The organism is Mycobacterium sp. 852002-51613_SCH5001154, from assembly GCF_001667425.1.
In the GTDB taxonomy this organism is placed as follows: Bacteria; Actinomycetota; Actinomycetes; order Mycobacteriales; family Mycobacteriaceae; genus Mycobacterium.
In genome coordinates, this window is the sequence record NZ_LZII01000083.1 from 234,436 (window position 1) to 252,814 (window position 18,379).

General features: G+C 67.9%; 16 protein-coding genes. 10 read left to right on the forward strand and 6 right to left on the reverse strand.

From position 1 onward, the window contains the following. Entirely contained in the window at positions 1-2,265 is a 2,265-nt protein-coding gene (locus A5750_RS22960; protein WP_066952312.1) for a carbon starvation CstA family protein, read from the reverse strand. Between the two features lie 39 nt (positions 2,266-2,304). Further along, on the reverse strand, positions 2,305-3,834 hold the full coding sequence (locus tag A5750_RS22965; protein ID WP_067265929.1) for an ATP-dependent DNA ligase: 1,530 nt from the start codon (positions 3,832-3,834) through the stop codon (positions 2,305-2,307). Positions 3,835-3,955: 121 nt separating this feature from the next. Here A5750_RS22965 and A5750_RS22970 point away from each other — a divergent pair, with 121 nt between their 5' ends. Next, the gene (locus A5750_RS22970; RefSeq protein WP_066952316.1) at positions 3,956-4,714 is read left to right on the forward strand and encodes an SDR family NAD(P)-dependent oxidoreductase; all 759 of its coding nucleotides are present in this window, start codon (positions 3,956-3,958) and stop codon (positions 4,712-4,714) included. Between the two features lie 108 nt (positions 4,715-4,822). Next, the gene (locus tag A5750_RS22975) at positions 4,823-6,988 is read left to right on the forward strand and encodes an acyl-CoA dehydrogenase (protein ID WP_067265931.1); all 2,166 of its coding nucleotides are present in this window, start codon (positions 4,823-4,825) and stop codon (positions 6,986-6,988) included. A gap of 9 nt (positions 6,989-6,997) precedes the next feature. Here the strand turns inward: A5750_RS22975 and A5750_RS22980 are convergent, their stop codons facing one another. Then, positions 6,998-7,333 (reverse strand): Zn-ribbon domain-containing OB-fold protein, encoded by a 336-nt coding sequence (locus tag A5750_RS22980; RefSeq protein WP_067265933.1) that lies wholly within the window; start codon positions 7,331-7,333, stop codon positions 6,998-7,000. A 60-nt stretch (positions 7,334-7,393) separates the two neighbouring features. Between A5750_RS22980 and A5750_RS22985 the strand changes: the two genes are divergently transcribed. From A5750_RS22985 to A5750_RS23000, 4 genes are all read left to right on the forward strand, one after another. Beyond that, a complete protein-coding gene (locus A5750_RS22985; protein WP_066952664.1) occupies positions 7,394-8,587 on the forward strand; it encodes a thiolase family protein in 1,194 nt (397 codons plus the stop codon). Between the two features lie 33 nt (positions 8,588-8,620). After that, positions 8,621-10,051, forward strand: a complete 1,431-nt coding sequence (locus A5750_RS22990) for a FadR/GntR family transcriptional regulator (protein ID WP_067265935.1) — start codon at positions 8,621-8,623, stop codon at positions 10,049-10,051. 97 nt (positions 10,052-10,148) lie between these two features. Continuing rightward, a complete protein-coding gene (locus tag A5750_RS22995) occupies positions 10,149-11,138 on the forward strand; it encodes a sensor histidine kinase (protein ID WP_067265937.1) in 990 nt (329 codons plus the stop codon). A 538-nt stretch (positions 11,139-11,676) separates the two neighbouring features. Further along, positions 11,677-12,177, forward strand: coding sequence for a homocitrate synthase (locus A5750_RS23000; RefSeq protein WP_067265939.1), 501 nt, complete (start codon positions 11,677-11,679; stop codon positions 12,175-12,177). Between the two features lie 3 nt (positions 12,178-12,180). Here the strand turns inward: A5750_RS23000 and A5750_RS23005 are convergent, their stop codons facing one another. Beyond that, positions 12,181-13,659, reverse strand: a complete 1,479-nt coding sequence (locus A5750_RS23005) for a cytochrome P450 (RefSeq protein ID WP_067265941.1) — start codon at positions 13,657-13,659, stop codon at positions 12,181-12,183. A 114-nt stretch (positions 13,660-13,773) separates the two neighbouring features. Here A5750_RS23005 and A5750_RS23010 point away from each other — a divergent pair, with 114 nt between their 5' ends. Together A5750_RS23010 and A5750_RS23015 are read left to right on the forward strand one after the other, a co-directional pair. Further along, complete coding sequence (locus A5750_RS23010) at positions 13,774-14,409, forward strand: TetR/AcrR family transcriptional regulator (RefSeq protein ID WP_066952330.1); 636 nt, start codon at positions 13,774-13,776, stop codon at positions 14,407-14,409. A gap of 27 nt (positions 14,410-14,436) precedes the next feature. Then, a complete protein-coding gene (locus tag A5750_RS23015; protein WP_066952332.1) occupies positions 14,437-15,360 on the forward strand; it encodes an SDR family oxidoreductase in 924 nt (307 codons plus the stop codon). Here A5750_RS23015 and A5750_RS23020 read toward each other — a convergent pair. Together A5750_RS23020 and A5750_RS23025 are read right to left on the reverse strand one after the other, a co-directional pair. Then, the gene (locus A5750_RS23020) at positions 15,295-16,338 is read right to left on the reverse strand and encodes a DNA polymerase IV (protein ID WP_066952334.1); all 1,044 of its coding nucleotides are present in this window, start codon (positions 16,336-16,338) and stop codon (positions 15,295-15,297) included. The two genes, A5750_RS23015 and A5750_RS23020, sit on opposite strands and share 66 nt — an antisense overlap. Continuing rightward, entirely contained in the window at positions 16,338-16,952 is a 615-nt protein-coding gene (locus A5750_RS23025) for a TetR/AcrR family transcriptional regulator (protein ID WP_066952336.1), read from the reverse strand. Before A5750_RS23025 ends, A5750_RS23020 begins: the two co-directional genes overlap by 1 nt. Positions 16,953-17,041: 89 nt before the next feature. Here A5750_RS23025 and A5750_RS23030 point away from each other — a divergent pair, with 89 nt between their 5' ends. Then, a complete protein-coding gene (locus tag A5750_RS23030; protein ID WP_231989288.1) occupies positions 17,042-17,602 on the forward strand; it encodes an NAD(P)H-dependent oxidoreductase in 561 nt (186 codons plus the stop codon). A gap of 517 nt (positions 17,603-18,119) precedes the next feature. Beyond that, positions 18,120-18,359, forward strand: a complete 240-nt coding sequence (gene nrdH / locus A5750_RS23035) for a glutaredoxin-like protein NrdH (RefSeq protein ID WP_066952340.1) — start codon at positions 18,120-18,122, stop codon at positions 18,357-18,359. Positions 18,360-18,379 lie beyond the last annotated feature (20 nt).

Sequence of the window (18,379 nt, forward strand, 5' to 3'; positions counted from 1 at the left end):
TTAGGACCGCGCTGGGGAGTTCGACACGACCTTTTTGACCGGCGCGTCCCATCGTTTTTGCAACTCCCGCTCGGCGGCGGTCGCGACCAGACCCGACGGCGCGAACCGCTTCGACGGCACCGGCTCATCCTCGGTCAGCGGCCTGCCCGCGCCGCGCATCGCGCCCAGCGCGACGACCACCCCGGTGATCACCACGATGACGACGACAAGCGCGAACAGAACCGACAGCGTGCCCTGGATGAAGGTGTTCCTGATGACGTCGTCGAGTTGATGGGCGTTCTTGGCCGAACCGAACGACGTCTTGCCGGCGTTTCTCGCCGCGAGGAATTGGAAGTGTTGCGTCCAGTAACCGACATTGGGATCCGCCGAGAAGATCTTCTGCCAAGACGCGGTGAGCGTGACCGCCAAGTCCCACAGCAGCGGAATCCCGGGAATCCACGCCCACTTCAGCAGGCCCTTCTTGACGACGATCACGGTGACGACGGTCAGCGCGACGGCGGCCAGCAGCTGGTTGGCGATTCCGAACAGCGGAAACAGGGTGTTGATACCGCCCAGCGGATCCGTGACGCCCATCAGCAGGATGCTGCCCCAGGCCGCGGCCACGGCGAGGCTGCACAGCCAGACGCCCGGGCGCCAGCTCGGGTTGCGAAGTTTGGCCAGCGGGCCGCCGAGGTTGCCGAGCGCATCGGACAGCATGAACCGCGCGACGCGGGTGCCCGCGTCGACGGCGGTCAGGATGAACAGCGCCTCGAACATGATCGCGAAGTGATACCAGAACGCCTTGAGGCCCGCCCCGCCGAAGACCCGCTGCAACACCTCCGACATGCCGACCGCCAGCGTCGGGGCTCCACCGGTGCGCGACACGATCGACTTTTCTCCCACGCCGGCGGCGGCCCTGGTGAGCTGGTCCGCGGTCGCCGGGGCCCCCGACAGGCCGAGCCGATTGACGTAGTCGGCGGCGGTGGCCGCGGTGCCGCCGGTTTGCGCCGCCGGGGCGTTGAGGGCGAAGTACAGGTGTTGGTCGAGGATCGATGCGCTGATCAGGGCCATGACGGCGACGAACGACTCGGTGAGCATGCCGCCGTACCCGATGAACCGCATCTGGCTTTCCTTCTCCAGCAGCTTGGGCGTCGTCCCCGACGAGATCAGCGCGTGGAATCCGGACAGCGCACCGCACGCGATGGTGATGAACAGGAAGGGGAACAGCGAGCCGGGGAACACCGGCCCGTCGCCGCTGGCGGCGAACCGCGAGATCGCGGGTGCCTGCATGAGCGGGCGGGCCAGGCAGATGCCGACCGCGAGCAAAGCGATGGCGCCGACCTTCATGAATGTGGAGAGATAATCGCGTGGGGCCAGCAGCAGCCAGACCGGCAGCACCGAAGCCACGAAACCGTAGCCGATGATCAACCACGAAACCGTCACCGGCGAGATGGTCAACCACGTTGCGGCCCAAGGTGTTTCACCGACCCAGTTGCCGGAAGCCACGGCCAGCATCAGCAGCACGAATCCGACGATCGACACCTCCGCGACCCGCCCGGGCCGCAGGAACCGCAGGTAGCACCCCATGAAGAGGGCGATGGGGATGGTCATGCCGATGGAGAACACGCCCCAGGGGCTTTGGGCCAGGCCCCGCACCACCACCAGCGCCAGCACCGCGATGATGATCACCATGATGACGAACGCCCCAACCAGGGCGGCCGCGCCGCCGGTGGCGCCGAGTTCGTCTCGGGCCATCTGGCCCAGGGAACGTCCCCGCCGCCGGGTGGAGATCCACAAGACCAGGTAATCCTGCACCGCGCCGGCGAACACGGCGCCGATGACTATCCAGATGCTGCAGGGCAGGTAGCCCATCTGCGCGGCGAGCACCGGGCCGACGAGTGGTCCGGCTCCGGCGATGGCGGCGAAATGATGACCGAACAACACCCGCCGGTCGGTGGGCACATAGTCGGTGCCGTCCTCGAACACTTCGGCCGGCGTGGCGTGATCGTCGCGCGGGCGGACGATTTTCATCTCGATCAGCCGGGCGTAGAACCGGAAGCCGATGAGGTAGGTGCAGATCGCCGCGACCACGAACCAGACCGCGTTCACCGCCTCGCCGCGCGCGAACGCGATGATCGCCCACGCGACCGCGCCGATCACGGCGACGGCTCCGAACACGATCTTGTGCCGGACGGTGATGGGGGAGCGGTCCACGATCGCGACGGGCGGCAGCTCCTCGTCGGTGTGGATGTAGCTGACGTCGTCGTCGCGCGCTTTCACTGCCACGGCGGAAACCCTACGCGCGGAAGAAGAACAGCGCGCGACTTAATACAGCGCCCGTACGGCGTCGATCGTGTCGGCGTCCGCCGGGCCTTTGTCGTCGCGGTAGCGCACCACCCGGGCGAAACGCAGCGCCACACCGCCGGGGTAGCGCGAGGATTTCTGGACGCCGTCCAACGCCACCTCGACCACCTGCTCGGGCCGCAACCGCACGACGTAACCATCGGTTCCGCTGACGGCGAGTTCGCTGAACCGTGCGGTCTGCCAGTCCAGCATGGCGTCGGTCATTCCCTTGAAAGTCTTTCCCACCATGACGAATTCACCGGTGGCCGGGTCGCGCGCCCCGAGATGGATGTTGGAGAGCTTGCCGCTTCGGCGCCCCGATCCCCATTCCACCGCGAGCACCACCAGATCCAGCGTGTGCACCGGCTTGACCTTCAGCCAGCCCGCCCCGCGCCGGCCCGCCTGATACGGCGCGCCCGGCGCCTTGGCCAGCACGCCTTCGTGGCCGGCGGCCAGTGTCGCGTCCAGGAAGCCGGCGGCCTCGGCGGCGTCCGAGGTGAGCAACCGGTCGACCCGCTGCGCGGCCGGCACCAGCGCGTCCAGGGCGGCCAGCCGCTCGGCGGTCGGCGCGTCGAGCAGGTCGGCGCCGTCGCGGTGCAAGATGTCGAAGAAGAACACCGAAAGTGGTTGCGCCGCACGGGCCGCGTCCACATCGACCGATCGGCCGAACCGCGACGCGGTGACCTGGAAGCGATGCGGGGAGTTGTCGGGCCGCAGCGCGATCGCCTCACCGTCGGCGATGAGGTCGCACACCGGCAGGGCCAGCGTCGCCTCCACCACCTCGGGCAGCCGGGCGGTGACGTCGTCAAGGCTTCGTGTGTAGACGGTGACCTCATCGCCGGCCCGGTGAATCTGCACCCGGGCGCCGTCCAGCTTCGCCTCGAAAATGGTTGTGCCGCCGTGGCGTTCGAGCGCATCGGCCACCCCGGTAGCGGTCTGCGCCAGCATCGGGCCGACCGGCCGGCCGGCCCGCAGGGCGAACGCGTCCAGCGCCCCGGTCCCGCCGCTCAGGGCGGCGGCCGCCACTGCCGGCAAGTCCCCGCCCAGCATCGCGGCGCGCTGTACCGACGCAACCGGGATGTCGGCTGCCCTGGCCACCGCGTCCGCCATGATGCCCGCCAGCGCGCCCTGGCGCAGCTCCCCGCCGAGCAACCGCACCAGGAAGGACTGCTCGGTGTCGGTCGCGGCGGCGAACAGTCCCGCCACGAGTTCGGCACGCCGCGCCTGTGACCCCTTGCCCGACACCGCCCCGATCTCCGAGAAGCTGGCGTCCACACCGGCGACGGTCAACGTCGGGCGCGACGCCGGCGCCGGCCGCGACCGCAACGACGCCCAGCCGACCCCGATCTGGCGCTGGCGCAGCTCCCCCGACAGCCAGGAGACCACGATCGCGACCCCGTCGGGGTCGGCCGCCGCGCGGCGCAACAGGTCGGCGATGTGGGCGACCTTGCTCAGCCGTGACGACGTGCCGCCCACGTCAAGTGAGGTCGTCGCGACGTCGAGAAGGAGCACGAAATCAGCTTGGCATGGCTCTTGAACAAGGCGGGGTCACCCCTGCCGGACAGACACGCTAGCGTGCCTACGTAACGTTACAGATTGCAAGAGATCTGACAACCCGAAAGGAAGGGTCCGGATGGAGATCAACGGGAAGAAGGTCGTCGTCATCGGCGGCGCGTCGGGGATGGGCCGTGCGTCCGCGGAGTTGCTGGCCGAGCGCGGGGCGGACGTCGCGATCTTCGACCGTGAGGGTTCCGACGGGAAAGAGGTGGCCGAGGCCATCGGGGGCGCGTTCTACCCGGTCGACGTCACCGACTTCATGGGCACCGAGGAGACCCTGCAGACCGCCGTCGACAAGCTGGGCGGCCTGCACGTCATCATCACCACCGCCGGCGGTGGCATCGCCAAGCGGACGATGACCAAGTCCGGCCCCCACGACCTCGAATCCTTCCAGTCCGTGATCGACCTCAACCTCATCGCCACCTTCAACATCAGCCGGCTCGCGGCGGCGCACATGGCCAAGAACGAGCCCGAGGACGAAGAGCGCGGCGTGATCATCAACACCGCGTCGATCGCGGCCTTCGAAGGGCAGATCGGGCAGGTCGCCTACACCGCCGCCAAGGCCGGCATCGCCGGCATGTGCCTGACCATGGCCCGCGATCTGGGCTCGCTGGGCATCCGCGTGCTGGCGATCGCGCCCAGCCTGTTCGCCACGGGATTGACGCAGGGCATTCCGGACGAATTCGCCGCGGCCCTCACCAAGGACGCGGCCTTCCCCAAGCGTCTCGGCCGGCCGATCGAGTACGCCAAGCTGGTGGCGGCCATCGTGGAGAACCCGATGCTCAACGGCCAGTGCCTGCGCCTGGACGCCGGACAGCGGTTCGCTCCCAAGTAGCCACCCCCACGGGTCGCCCTCCTCGCATTAAGTACACTCTTTAGGTAGCCGCCCCGCTTCCCCTCGAAGCGGGGCCGGCTACCCAGCCGGTAGCGAGGAGGGCCCCTCATGGGTATCGCACTGACCGACGACCACCGTGAACTCGCCGAGGTCGCGCGCGGGTTCCTGACCTCGCAGAAGGCTCGCTGGGCGGCGCGGTCCCTGCTCGACGCCGCCGAGGAATCCCGGCCACCCTTCTGGCAGAACCTCGTCGAGCTGGGCTGGCTCGGCCTGCACGTCGACGAAGAACACGGCGGTTCCGGTTACGGTCTGCCCGAACTCGTGGTGGTGGTCGAGGAACTCGGCCGCGCCGTCGCGCCCGGACCGTTCGTGCCGACCGTCATCGCCTCGGCGGTGATCGCCAAAGACGGTAGCGCCGAACAGAAGTCGCGGCTGCTGCCCGGGCTGATCGACGGGACCGTCACCGCGGGCATCGGCTTGGACGGCCAGGTGCAATTCAAGAACGGGATCGCCGACGGTGACGCCCGAATCGTGCTTGGCGCCGGGCTGGCCGAGCTGCTGCTGATCACCGCGGGCGAGGACGTGCTGCTGCTGGAGCGCGATCGCGCCGGCGTGTCGGTCGAGGTGCCGAACAACTTCGACCCGACCCGGCGCTCCGGACGGGTCCGCCTGGAGAACGTGAACGTCAGCGCCGACGACGTCCTGGTGGGCGCGCGGGCATCGGCGCTGGCCCGGGCGCGGACGCTGTTGGCCGCCGAGGCGGTGGGTGGCGCGGCGGACTGCGTGGACGCCGCCGTGGACTACGCCAAGGTGCGGCAGCAGTTCGGGCGCACCATCGCCACTTTCCAAGCGGTCAAGCATCATTGCGCGAACATGCTGGTGGCAGCCGAGTCGGGGGTCGCCGCGGTGTGGGATGCCTCGCGCGCGGCGTCCGAGGACGAGAACCAGTTCCAGCTGGCCGCCGCGGTGGCCGCGGCCCTGGCTTTCCCCGCCTATGCACGCAACGCCGAGCTGAACATTCAGGTGCACGGCGGCATCGGATTCACCTGGGAGCACGACGCCCATCTGCATCTGCGCCGCGCGTTGGTGATCGCGGCGCTGTTCGGCGGTGACGCGCCGGCAAGGGATGTCTTCGAGCGCACGGCCGCCGGCGCCAAGCGGGAGAACAGCCTGGACCTGCCGCCCGAGGCCGAAGAATTGCGCACGCGGATCCATGCCGACGCCGCCGAGATCGCCGCCCTGGACAAAACGGCGCAACGCGACAAGCTGATCGAGACGGGTTACGTCATGCCGCACTGGCCCAAGCCGTGGGGTCGCGCCGCCGATGCGGTCGAGCAGCTGGTGATCGAGGAGGAGTTCCGGGCGGCCGGCATCAAGCGGCCCGATTACTCGATCACCGGGTGGGTGATCCTGACCCTGATCCAGCACGGAACCGATTGGCAGATCGAGAGATTCGTGGAGAAGGCGCTGCGCCAAGAGGAGATCTGGTGCCAGTTGTTCTCCGAACCCGAGGCCGGCTCCGACGCGGCATCGGTCAAGACCCGAGCCACCCGGGTGGACGGCGGCTGGAAGATCAACGGGCAGAAGGTCTGGACCAGCGGGGCCCAGTATTGCGCGCGCGGCCTGGCCACCGTCCGCACCGACCCCGAAGCTCCTAAGCACGCCGGCATCACCACCGTCATCATCGACATGAAGGGCCCGGGCGTCGAGGTGCGGCCGCTGCGGCAGATCACCGGCGGCTCGGAATTCAACGAGGTGTTCTTCAACGACGTGTTCGTTCCCGACGAGGACGTCGTCGGGACGCCCAACTCGGGGTGGACGGTCGCCCGCGCGACGCTGGGCAACGAGCGGGTGAGCATCGGTGGCAGCGGATCGTTCTACGAGGGCTTGGCGTCCACCCTGGTGCAGCTCGCGGCGCAGCAGTCAGATCGCTTGGCGGGCGCGCCGATTCGGATCGGATCCTTCCTCGCCGACGATCACGCGCTGCGGCTGCTGAACCTGCGTCGCGCCGCGCGCAGCGTCGAGGGGGCCGGGCCCGGCCCGGAAGGCAACATCACCAAGCTGAAGCTGGCCGACCACATGGTGGACGGCGCCGCGATCTGGGCGGCACTGGCCGGTCCGGAGGTCGCGCTCATGGATGGGCCCGGAGCGGTGGTGGGCCGGCTGGCGATGGGAGCGCGCGGCATGGCGATCGCCGGCGGCACGTCGGAGGTCACCCGCAATCAGATCGCCGAACGGATCCTCGGCATGCCGCGCGACCCGCTGATCAACTAGCCGCCCGGGTCAGGCGGGTGCGAACAACGGCGCCCCGCCGCTGCCCTTTTCCGACCGAAGGTCGACGGTCATGCCGCACCTGACCGAATCGGGTTCGCAGTCAACGATGTTGGCGGCCACCCGCAGACCCTGTTGCTCGGCGAGTTCGACGATGGCGATCACGTACGGGACGGGAATCTCCGGGTTGTACGGGTGATGGTTGACCGTATAGGTGAACACCGTGCCGCGGCCGGAAACCGGCCGCGCCACCAGCGGGCCTGCGCACGTGCGGCATTCGCCGGCCGCCGGATGCACCCAATGGGCGCAATGGTCGCAATATTCGATGAGCAGCGGCTCGTCCGGCACGACGAATACAGTACACTCAATTGATCCGATGCGGGGCTGGTGGGCTGACGGGCGGTGTGCATGACGCATTTCGAGAAGGACGCGATCCTGTCCGGCATCGGCATATCGCGGATCGGTCGCCGCAGCGGCATCGCGGGTCTTGACCTGACCATGGAATCGGTGCGGGCCGCCATCGAGGACGCCGGGTTGGTCCCGTCCGACGTCGACGGCATCGCGACGCTGGGCGATACCCCCGCCGGGGACGTCAACGCCCAGCTGGGGATCGAGGCGGCGGATTGCGGATCCGGCTTCGGCACCGGCGGGCTGCTCAGCCCGGTGATGTCGGCGTGCCGCGCGGTCGCCGAGCGTCGCGCCCGCCACGTGGTGGTGTACCGGACCATCCAAATGCTCGGGGGCACCGTTCCCGTCAAGCCGCAGGAGAACGCGCCCGCGCCCCCGCTCGCGCGGATGTTCGAGGCGCCTGAGGGTGCCGAACGGCCCGCCGTCGGCGCGATGGACGACGTCAACGATCTGGTCGCGGCCAACGCCTACTCCGCCGCGAACTGGCTGGCACTCAACTGCCGTCGCCACATGGAGCTGTACGGGACCACCAAACAACAGCTGGGCTGGGTGGCGCTCAACGGCAGGCGCAACGCCGCGCTGAATCCGCGTGCGGTGTACCGCGACCCGATGACCATGGCCGACTACCTCAGCGCGCGGCCGGTTTCCACGCCGTTCGGGCTGCTGGACTGCGACGTGCCGATCGACGGCTCGATCGCGGTGGTGGTCTCGCACGCCGAGTACGCGCGTGACTGCCCGCACCGCGCGGTGGCGGTGGAGGCGATCGGCGGATCCGACGGCGCCGGCGGCTGGTTCCACCGCGACGACTACCCGAAGATGGCGATGTCGGATGCGGCGGCGCAGATGTGGTCGCGGACCGACCTGAAACCGTCCGACCTCAAGGTCGCCGAGCTCTACGACGGGTTCACCTATCTCACCTTGGCCTGGCTGGAAGCCCTGGGAATCTGCGGCGACGGCGAGTCCGGGCCCTATGTCGAAGGCGGCGCCCGCATCGCCCGCGACGGCGAACTCCCCCTGAACACCTACGGTGGCCAACTCTCGGCCGGGCGCATGCACGGCTACTGGGCGTTGCACGAGGGCTGCCTGCAGTTGCGCGGCGAGGCGGGGGAGCGGCAGGTGGCGCAGCGCCCGGACGTCGGCGTCGTTTCCGTCGGAGGCGGCCCCGTCGCCGGCTGCATGTTGCTCACATGCTGAAAAGGCTTGCGCCAAAACGCCGCTGGGCCTGACATGAGCACTGGTCTCGGGAACAAACTGGCCTCCAAGATCGCGCGCGACCTCGAGGCCGAGATCGTCCGCCGCGGCTGGGCCATCGGCGAATCGCTGGGCTCCGAACACGCTCTGCAGGAGCGCTTCGGGGTGAGTCGTTCGGTGCTGCGCGAGGCCGTCCGGCTCGTCGAGCATCATCAGGTGGCCCGGATGCGCCGCGGGCCGGGCGGCGGGCTGATCATCTGCGAGCCCGATGCCGGCCCCGCCACCCGCGCCGTCGTCATCTATCTCGAATACCTCGGCACGACGCTCGGCGACCTGCTCAATGCGCGCCTGGTGCTCGAGCCGTTGGCGGCCTCGCTGGCCGCCGAACGAATCGACGAAGCGGGCATCGCTCGGCTGCGGGCCGTGTTGCGGGGCGAGGAACAGTGGAAGCCGGGGTTGCCCACACCGCGGGACGAGTTCCACATCGCCCTGGCGGAGCAATCGAAAAACCCTGTCCTGCAATTGTTTATCGACGTGCTGATGCGGCTCACCACCCGCTACGCCCTGCAGTCGCGGACGGACACGGCCAGCGAGGCCATCGAGGCGGTCGACCGGATGCACGTCGACCACTCCGAGATCGTCGCGGCCGTCACGTCCGGCGACTCGGCGCGGGCCAAGACCCTCAGCGAACGACACGTCGAGGCCGTGACCGCCTGGCTTCAGCACCATCACCCCCGCAACGCGAGCAGACGGCGCAGGCCCAGGCCGCTCAACATCGAGATGCCCCGCGGCAAGCTGGCGGAGATGCTGGCGGCCACTATCGGCGACGACATCGCGGCCGGCGGTTGGAAGGTCGGTTCGGTTTTCGGCACCGAAACGGCCCTCCTCGAGCGCTATCGGGTGAGCCGCGCGGTGTTCCGCGAAGCGGTGCGGCTGCTCGAATACCACTCGATCGCGTACATGCGCCGCGGGCCCGGCGGCGGGCTCGTCATCGCCACACCGCAGGCGCAGGCGAGCATTGACACCATCGCTTTGTACCTCCAGTACCGCGACCCGAGCCGCGAGGACTTACGGTGCGTCCGGGACGCCATCGAGATCGACAACGCCGCCAAGGTGGTCAAGCGGCGCGGCGAATCCGAGGTGGCCGCCTTCCTGTCCGCCCATCGGTCCGAGGTCGACGAAAAGCCCGGCGACGTCGCCGACGCCGCCGTGGAGGAATTCCGGTTCCACGTCGGATTGGCCCAACTGGCGGGCAATTCGCTGCTCGACTTGTTCCTGCGCATCATCGTCGAGTTGTTCCGGCGGCACTGGTCGAGCACCGGGCAGGCGCCGCCGACCTGGGCGGACGTCCTAGCCGTCCACCACGCTCACCTGCGGATCGTCGACGCCATCGAGGCGGGTGACGAGAGCCTGGCCCGGTATCGCGTGCGGCGTCATCTGGACGCCGCCGCGTCCTGGTGGCTGTAGTTCGCAGATGTGATCTGCAGCGCGGTATAGCGAAGGCCCGTCGGGGGTACTGGGGAGGGAGGAAGTGAACGGCCGGTCCAGCAGGGGGTTGGCGTTAGTGATCGAGAGCGAGAGTGCTGGAGTGACGGCAAGCACCCAAATCGGAAAGCTCGGGTTCCTCCATTCGGCACTCATCTACCAATCCCAGCCTGAGTACTTGGATTTCGTGAGCCGCTTCGTCAGCGACGGGCTGGCGATGGATGAGGCGGTCATGGTCGCCGTGCCGTCGGAACAACTGGCGCTACTCCATGACGCGCTGGGCACGGCCGAGTCGTCGGCAGATCTGCAGATGGTCGACATCACCGAGGTCGCCCGCAACCCCAGCCGGCTGATGGCAATGGAGGGGGCTTTCGTCGACGACCACCCCGACCAGCGGGTGCGGATCGTCAGTCAAGTTGCCTGGCCCGGCCGCACCGCGGAAGAGCTGGTCGCCTGCGTGGAGCACGAGGCCCTGGTCAACGGAGCAATGGACGGCTACCAGGTGACCGGTTTGTGCCTCTACGACGGAAGCCGGCTCGACGACGACGTGCTGGCGGACGTCCGAGCGACGCACCCGTTGCTGTGGAGCGGCGACGCGCTGCAGCGCAGCGCCGACTACGCGCCCGACGCCGCGTTGCGGCGCTGCAACCGGCCGCTCCCCGGCAATCCGCGCGCCGTCACCTACTTGGTCAAAAAGTCGTCGGACCTCAGCCCCGCGCGTTCGTTCGCCACGAATTACGCCGGGTGGATCGGGTTGTCCCAGGACGGGATTGAGGACCTGCAATTGGTCGCGACCGAGCTGGCCAGCAACAGCCTGATGTACACCGACGGCGCGTGCCAGCTCGCCTTCTGGCACGACGACGGCTATCTGGTGTGCGAGGCTCGCGACAGCGGGTGCTTCGAAGATCCGCTGGTGGGCCGAATGGACCCGGGGCCGTGCGGCCCCGCTAGCCGCGGGCTATACCTGGTCAATGCGATCTCGGACCTGGTGCGCACCCACACGACCGCCAGTGGCACGACGATCCAGGCGTATCTGCGGTTCGATCCGTCGGCCGGGCCGAACGGCTAAACGCAAGCATCCCGCTGGAGACGAGCCCCAGCGGGATGCTTGACGTCATGGGCTAGAGAAGGCCGCCTAGCAGCCCGCCGCCGCCGGTGCCGCCGGTGAGGCCGCCGCCGCCACCGCCGCCCGCAGCAGTTGCACATCCGGTCGGAACTAATAACACCGCGACCACACCTGCGGCCGCTGCCGCAGCTTTAAGGGTCTTCTTGGTGCTTTTTGACTTCATGATGAGCCTTCTTTCATCATTCTTCCGAGGGGTTGTTGCACAGCCGTTGAACGACCGTTGCCCCCGCCCAATACCCCCTGTTGCACACGCGTAAACCAAAATCTTCGCCTTATTTCGCGACGGTCCGACGCGTTATGCAAACTTGCATGTCAGGGCCGTATGCGGCTAATGTCGTCGCTCGTGCGTCTTCTCGAGCGCGCCTTCAAGAAGGCCGTAGTAGCTAGCACCCGCAGCGGGGTCTGACCCAGACCGACCCCCCGCTGTGGGTCGGAAGCTACTGCCGTCGGTCACTCCTTTCGACCGAAGAAGACCGGCACGATGACTCTTTCCGAGCGGCTCAACCCGTCCAGTAACCAAGCCAGCCAGTGCGCCGCCACGGTGTGGTTCGCCCAGCAGTTCGGCGCGCCGTTACCCCGCGGTCTGCGGGAACAGGCCGACGCGATGTGCTGGGAAGATTTCGTTGCGACCTACGCCCACACGGGCGGGCCCGTCCGGCTGGGCGGCTGGGCGTTCATCGACACCGCCCGGCCGGGACCGCAGGCCCGCAACTTCGAGGCCGTCATCGCCGTCGGCGACCACATCAGAACTTCAACCGCCGCCGCCTGCGGCCCGATCGCGGCGCTGATTGCGATGCTGCATGATCGCGGGATCGCGGTGGAGATCGTCAAGTTTCATCAGCTGGGCTCGGACGGCCACGCCGCCACTTTCGTCCGCGGCAGCAACGGCGCCCGCGACGAGTGGGCGATGGGCTGGTCGGACGATTCGACGCAGTCGGCGTTGCGCGCGGTGATCGCCTGCGCTAACCGACTGCTCGCCTGAGGCCTACAGCGGGCGCAGGACGATCGGCATGCCGTCCATCGGTATCGGCATGCCGCCGTAGTCCAGGTGCGGCTGATAGCCCGGCCGGGCCAGCTCCAGCCGGTAGCGTCGCAGCAGCCGGTGCACGACGGTCTTGACCTCCAGCTGACCGAACACCATGCCGATGCACTTGTGCGCGCCGCCGCCGAACGGCGCGAAGGCGTAGCGATGCTTCTTGTGCTCGGAGCGGGGCTCGGCGAAGCGGTCGGGATCGAATTTGTCTGGGTCCGTCCACAATTCGGGCAGGCGGTGATTCATGCCCGGCCAGATGGTGATGTTGGTCCCGGCGGGGATGTAATGGCCGAGTAGCTCGGTGTCGCGCACGGCCTGCCGCATATTGAACGGTAGCGGCGTCACCATGCGCAGCGACTCGTTCATGATCAGCTCGAGCGTCTCCAGCTTCTCCAGCGCCTCGATGTCCAACGGGCCGTCGCCGAGCCGAGCCGACTCCTCACGGGCCCGCTCCTGCCACTCCGGGTTCGCGGCCATGTTGTACACCATGGTGGTGGTCGTCGACGTCGACGTGTCGTGGGCGGCCATCATCAAGAAGATCATGTGGTTGACGATGTCTTCGTCGGTGAAGCTGTTGCCGTCGTCGTCCTCGGTGTGGCATAACACCGTGAGCATGTCATTGCCGGTGGCGTTGCGGCGCTCCTTCACCCGCTCGATGAAGTAGTCCTCGAGGAGCTTGCGGGCCCGCAGCCCGCGCCACCATTTGAACGGCGGAAGGGGTTGCCGGATGATCGCGCCGCCCGCGCGCGTCGTGATCGTGAACGCCTGATTGACCTTGGTCACCAGGTCGTGGTCCGTGCCCGGCTCGTGCCCCATGAACACCAGGGATGCGATATCGAGGGTGAGTTCCTTCATCGCCGGGTGGAACAGGAACCGCGCGTCGTTGGTCGGCCAGTTGGCGACGATGTCGCTGGCCACCCGATCGATGTGCTCGACGTAGCCGGTCAGCCGGCTGCGGATGAAGGCCTCCTGCATGATGCGCCGGTGGTACATGTGCTCGTCAAAGTCCAGCATCATCAGGCCCCGGTTGAAGAACGGCCCGATCACCGGGTGCCAGCCCCTCTGCGAGAAGTCCTTGTTCTTGTTGGAGAACACGGCCTGGGTGGCGTCCGGGCCCAGCGCGGTCACCGCCGGCATGATCGGCGAGTCGAGGAAGTGCAGGGGGCCGCGGGTGCGATATAGATGCAGTGCGTAGTCCGGCCCGCCCCGGAACATCTCGATGATGTGCCCGAGGATCGGGAGGCCGGCGTCACCCAGCACGGGCTTGAGGCCGCTACCGGCGGGCGGTTCGGCCAGCACCTTGGTTTCCCAGTCGTGGCTGAGCAGACGCCTTTCGACCGCACCCATCCCCGGGATGGTGTTCAGCGTCGGGGTGAACCGGCGCCGCGCCTGGTCCAGCAGGTACTGCGGGGTGCTGATCGTGGCGGTCATAGACGCTCCTTTGCGTTCCCTCCGAGGTGACAGCCGTCACTGTCTTATAACCTTCGGAAAAAACTTGACGGCTGTCAAGTTTGCTTTTTGACCGGCGTGGTGCAAGGTCAGGGAATGAGCAGCCATCCCGCCAGTCCGGAGCCGGGCGGGCAACGGCGCGGCGACAAGCAGCGCCAGGCGATCCTGCAGGCGGTGCGGGAACTGCTGCAGGAGAAGCCATTCGCGGAGCTGTCGGTCAGCACCATCAGCCTCCGGGCCGGGGTGGCCCGGTCGGGCTTCTACTTCTATTTCGACTCCAAGTACGCCGTACTCGCCCAGCTGATGGCCGAGGCCGCCGAGGAACTCGAAGCGCTAACCCAGGATTTCGCCCCTCGCCAGCCGGGCGAGTCGCCGGAGCAGTTCGCCGAGCGCATGGTCGGCAGCGCGGCGGCCGTTTATGCGCACAACGACCCGGTGATGACCGCCTGCAACGAGGCCCGCAATACCGACGTCGAGATTCGCAACCTGATGGATCAACAATTCGAGGTGGTGCTGGGTCAGATCGTCGCCATCGTCGAGGCCGAGATGAAGGCCGGGACCGCCAGCCCGATCAGCGACGACCTGCCGACACTGATCCGCACCCTGGCCGGTACCACCGCGTTGATGCTGACCGGCGATCCCATCCTGGCCGGCCGTGACAGCGATCGCGACCGCCGCGTGCGCGTACTCGAGCGGTTGTGGCTACACGCGCTCTGGGGCGGGCGCCCGTAGGGCGTTACCGCCGGTATCGTCACGGCAATGGGGCAGCAGGGGTATTACGCAGGCAAGCGGTGTCTGGTCACCGGCGCGGCCAGCGGCATCGGGCGGGCCACCGCGTTGCGGCTGGCCGCACAGGGCGCCGAACTCTATCTGACCGACCGGGACCGGGAGGGCCTCGAGCTCACCGTGGCCGACGCCCGCGCGCTGGGCGCTCAGGTGCCCGCGCACCGGGCGCTCGACATCGCCGACTACGACCAGGTGGCGGCGTTCGCCGCCGACGTCCACCGCGACCGTCCGAGCATGGACGTCGTGCTCAACATCGCCGGAGTCTCCGCCTGGGGCACCGTCGACCGGCTGACGCACGACCAGTGGAGCAAGATGATCGCGATCAACCTGATGGGTCCGATCCACGTCATCGAATCCTTCGTGCCGCCGATGGTGGCCGCCCGCAATGGCGGGCACCTGGTCAACGTGTCGTCGGCGGCCGGGCTGGTCGCGCTCCCGTGGCATGCCGCCTACAGCGCCAGCAAGTACGGCCTGCGCGGCCTGTCGGAGGTGCTGCGCTTCGACCTGGCCCGCCACCGCATCGGGGTGTCGGTCGTGGTGCCGGGAGCGGTGAACACCCCACTGGTGCAAACCGTCGAGATCGCCGGCGTGGACCGCGAAGACCCCAAGGTCGCGCGCTGGGTGAACCGGTTCAGCGGCCACGCCGTCTCGCCGGAGAAGGCGGCCGAGAAGATCTTGGCCGGGGTGGCCAAGAACCGCTACCTGATCTACACCTCACCGGACATCCGGGCGCTGTACGCCTTCAAGCGGCTGGCCTGGTGGCCCTACAGCGTGGCGATGCGTCAGGTCAACGTCATCTTCACCCGGGCGCTGCGGCCGGCTCCGGCGCCGCTAGTCCGGCATGGCCAGTTCGAGGCGCACTCCGAGCAGCCGGATCGGGCGGTCGAGCTCGAATAGTTCCAGCACGCCCAGCGCCGCGGCGACGATGGTGTCGCGGTCGGTGGTGGGCGCGTCCAACTTGCGGATTTTGGTGCGGGTGTAGAACGTCGCGGTTCGCACGGTAACCGCCACCCGCGTCACGATCCGGCCGGACGCGAGCACGTCAGCCAACGCCTGTTCGGCCAGTTGCGTTATGGCCGAATCCATTTCGGCGCGATCGGTGAGGTCTCGCGGGAAGGTGACGACGTGGCTGCGGGAGCGGGGAATCCACGGCTCGGCGCTGACTTGCGCGTCACCGCCGCCCTTGGCCAGCAGCAGCAGCCACAGGCCGGTGCGCGGGCCGAACGCAGAAGTGAGTAACTCGGCATCACTGTGCGCGAGCTGCCAGACTGTCGTAATTCCCAGTGTGGCAAGCTTTTTCGCCGTCTTCGGCCCCACGCCCCACAGTGCGTCGACCGGGCGATCCGCCATCAGGGTCATCCAGTTCGCATCGGTGAGCTTGAAGATGCCCGCCGGTTTGGCGAAGCCGGTCGCGATCTTGGCGCGCTGCTTGTTGTCGCTGATTCCGACCGAGCAGGACAGCCCGGTTTCCGACGAGATGATCGTGCGAATCTCTTCGGCCACGGCGGCCGGATCGGCCGCCGCGTCGCCGTTCAGCCCGACATAGGCCTCGTCCCAGCCCCACACTTCGACCGGATGCCCCAAGTCTCGCAACAGCCCCATCACCTCTTCGGACGCCGCGTCGTAGGCGGCCGCATCCGAGGGCAGAAACGTCGCATCGGGGCAGCGGCGCGAAGCGGCCCGCAACGGCATGCCGGCGTGCACGCCGAATTCCCGGGCCTCGTAGGAGGCGCAGGTGACGACCTTGCGGGGCTCGGTCGGGTCGCCGTTGCCGCCCACGATGACCGGCAGCCCGGCCAGTTCGGGGTGGCGGCGCAACTCCACCGACGCCAGAAACTGATCGAGGTCGACGTGCAGGACCCAGGCCGAGCTCATCAGCGCCCACAAAGCTTGCGCGCCAAGCTTTCCCATGCGTCACCCAACGTCTGCAGGGTGTGGCCGCGTTCGTTGAGCTGGTGCTCGACATAGTTCACGTGGAGGAGGGCCAACAGGGCATCGGTCTGAGCGTCGAGGTCGCCGGTGGTGTGCGCCGCCTGGAGCAGCACCCGGATGTGGGTGTGGTGCACCAGGACGGGCGCGCTGTAGCGAGCCTGCGGATCGCGGTGTGCTTCCGACAGCAGTTCGTGATGGGTATGGGCGAAACGGATGCGTTCCCGACCGAACGCCACCAGCCGGTCGACCGGCGCGGCGTCGGGTCCCAGTGGAGGCGGGCCGAACAGGAAGGCCTGCTGGCTGGCTTGCTCGTCCTCGTCGAGCAGCACCATCATCAGGCCGGCGCGGCTGCCGAACCGGCGAAACAATGTGCCCTTGCCGACACCGGCGGCGGCCGCGACGTCATCCATGGTGACCGCGTCCGCGCCGCGCTCGGCGATCAGCCTACGGGCGGCATCCAGCAGGAGGGCACGGTTGCGCGCCGCGTCGCCCCGCTCCGGCTGGGCCGCTTGGAGCGGGTAGACGGGTAGTTCACCCAACCGCTCGACACTGCTCATTCCTGTACTTTAACGCCGCGGGAATACAACCGGACTCTGGTCCGGTTGTGTGTGCGAGGATGGACCAACTAATGAAGGGAAACGCGACGGTGGCAGACAACATCAAGGTCTTGGCGTTAGTGGGGAGCCTGCGCGCGGCGTCGATCAATCGTCAGATCGCCGAACTGGCATCTGACATCGCCCCCGACGGCGTCACCGTGACGGTGTTCGACGGGCTGGCGGACCTGCCGTTCTACAACGAGGAGATCGATGAGGCGATGACTGCCGACGCCCCGCCGCTGGCCCCGGTGACCGCCCTGCGCACCGCGGCGGCCGAGGCCGACGCCGCGCTGGTGGTCACCCCGGAATACAACGGCAGCATCCCGGCCGTCATCAAGAACGCGATCGACTGGCTGTCCCGCCCGTTCGGTGACGGCGCGCTGAAGGGCAAGCCGCTGGCGGTCATTGGCGGCTCGTTCGGCCAGTACGGCGGGGTCTGGGCGCACGACGAAACCCGCAAGTCGTTCGGGATTGCCGGTGCCCGCGTGGTCGAGTCGATCAAGCTCTCGGTGCCGTTCAAAACACTGGAAGGCAAGGCGCCCGCGGACCACGCCGAGCTCTCGGGGAACGTACGCGATGTCGTCGGGAAACTGGTCGCCGAAGTCGACTGATTGGCGGAAGTCAACAAGCCCGCCGCCGGACGACCAGCGAGGTTGCTGTAACCGGATAGCAGAAGCCGCCAGCCCCGGCTGGCGGCTTTGCTGGCGGCGAGTCGGATTGGGGGGCCCGCGCCGCGCCGGCGGGGAGTTGTCGGTGGCCGGTGATATACCCGTTCGCATGGATGACTCAGGCGGCGAATGTGACCTGCGACACGCCGGGCGCGTGTCGTCCAGAGTGCTTACGACCAGCGAATTTCAGAAATGTTATTCCGAACATCTTGTATCTCGATATCTTGCCAGCCACTAGGTGTAGTGTTTCGAGGACCGGCAGATCCCAGGTTCACCAGCCCGACCGGGGCCTGGTTCACCACCCGAAATCGGCTCGATAGGTCATTCGACCCCGACGGCCGCAGGACGGGAATCGGGGGACTTGACGGGCCGCTGTAACACAGCGAGGACAGAGTTCGTTGCAGTACCCGAGTAGTTGCCAGTCCGTACAAGTCCCACCTTCCGCAAAGGAGCGGCTTCTATGACCATCACCGTGTACACCAAGCCGGCATGCGTGCAGTGCAGCGCCACGTTCAAGGCCCTGGACAAGCAGGGCATCGGCTACGAGAAGGTCGACATCACGCTGGACAACGAGGCGCGCGACTACGTGATGGCGCTGGGTTACCTGCAGGCCCCCGTCGTGGTGGCCGGAAACGACCACTGGTCGGGGTTCCGGCCGGACCGCATCAGGGCCATCGCGGAATCGGCGCTCAGCGCCTGAGCAGTTAGCGGCAGACGTCA

Excerpts from the sequence above, each read along its gene's own strand:
- A5750_RS22970 (WP_066952316.1), top strand. The coding sequence starts at position 3,956 with ATGGAGATCAACGGGAAGAAGGTCGTCGTCATCGGCGGCGCGTCGGGG.
- A5750_RS22975 (WP_067265931.1), top strand. The coding sequence starts at position 4,823 with ATGGGTATCGCACTGACCGACGACCACCGTGAACTCGCCGAGGTCGCG.
- A5750_RS22985 (WP_066952664.1), top strand. The coding sequence starts at position 7,394 with ATGACGCATTTCGAGAAGGACGCGATCCTGTCCGGCATCGGCATATCG.
- A5750_RS22990 (WP_067265935.1), top strand. The coding sequence starts at position 8,621 with ATGAGCACTGGTCTCGGGAACAAACTGGCCTCCAAGATCGCGCGCGAC.
- A5750_RS23000 (WP_067265939.1), top strand. The coding sequence starts at position 11,677 with ATGACTCTTTCCGAGCGGCTCAACCCGTCCAGTAACCAAGCCAGCCAG.
- A5750_RS23005 (WP_067265941.1), bottom strand. The coding sequence starts at position 13,659 with ATGACCGCCACGATCAGCACCCCGCAGTACCTGCTGGACCAGGCGCGG.
- A5750_RS23010 (WP_066952330.1), top strand. The coding sequence starts at position 13,774 with ATGAGCAGCCATCCCGCCAGTCCGGAGCCGGGCGGGCAACGGCGCGGC.
- A5750_RS23015 (WP_066952332.1), top strand. The coding sequence starts at position 14,437 with ATGGGGCAGCAGGGGTATTACGCAGGCAAGCGGTGTCTGGTCACCGGC.
- A5750_RS23020 (WP_066952334.1), bottom strand. The coding sequence starts at position 16,338 with ATGAGCTCGGCCTGGGTCCTGCACGTCGACCTCGATCAGTTTCTGGCG.
- A5750_RS23025 (WP_066952336.1), bottom strand. The coding sequence starts at position 16,952 with ATGAGCAGTGTCGAGCGGTTGGGTGAACTACCCGTCTACCCGCTCCAA.
- nrdH (WP_066952340.1), top strand. The coding sequence starts at position 18,120 with ATGACCATCACCGTGTACACCAAGCCGGCATGCGTGCAGTGCAGCGCC.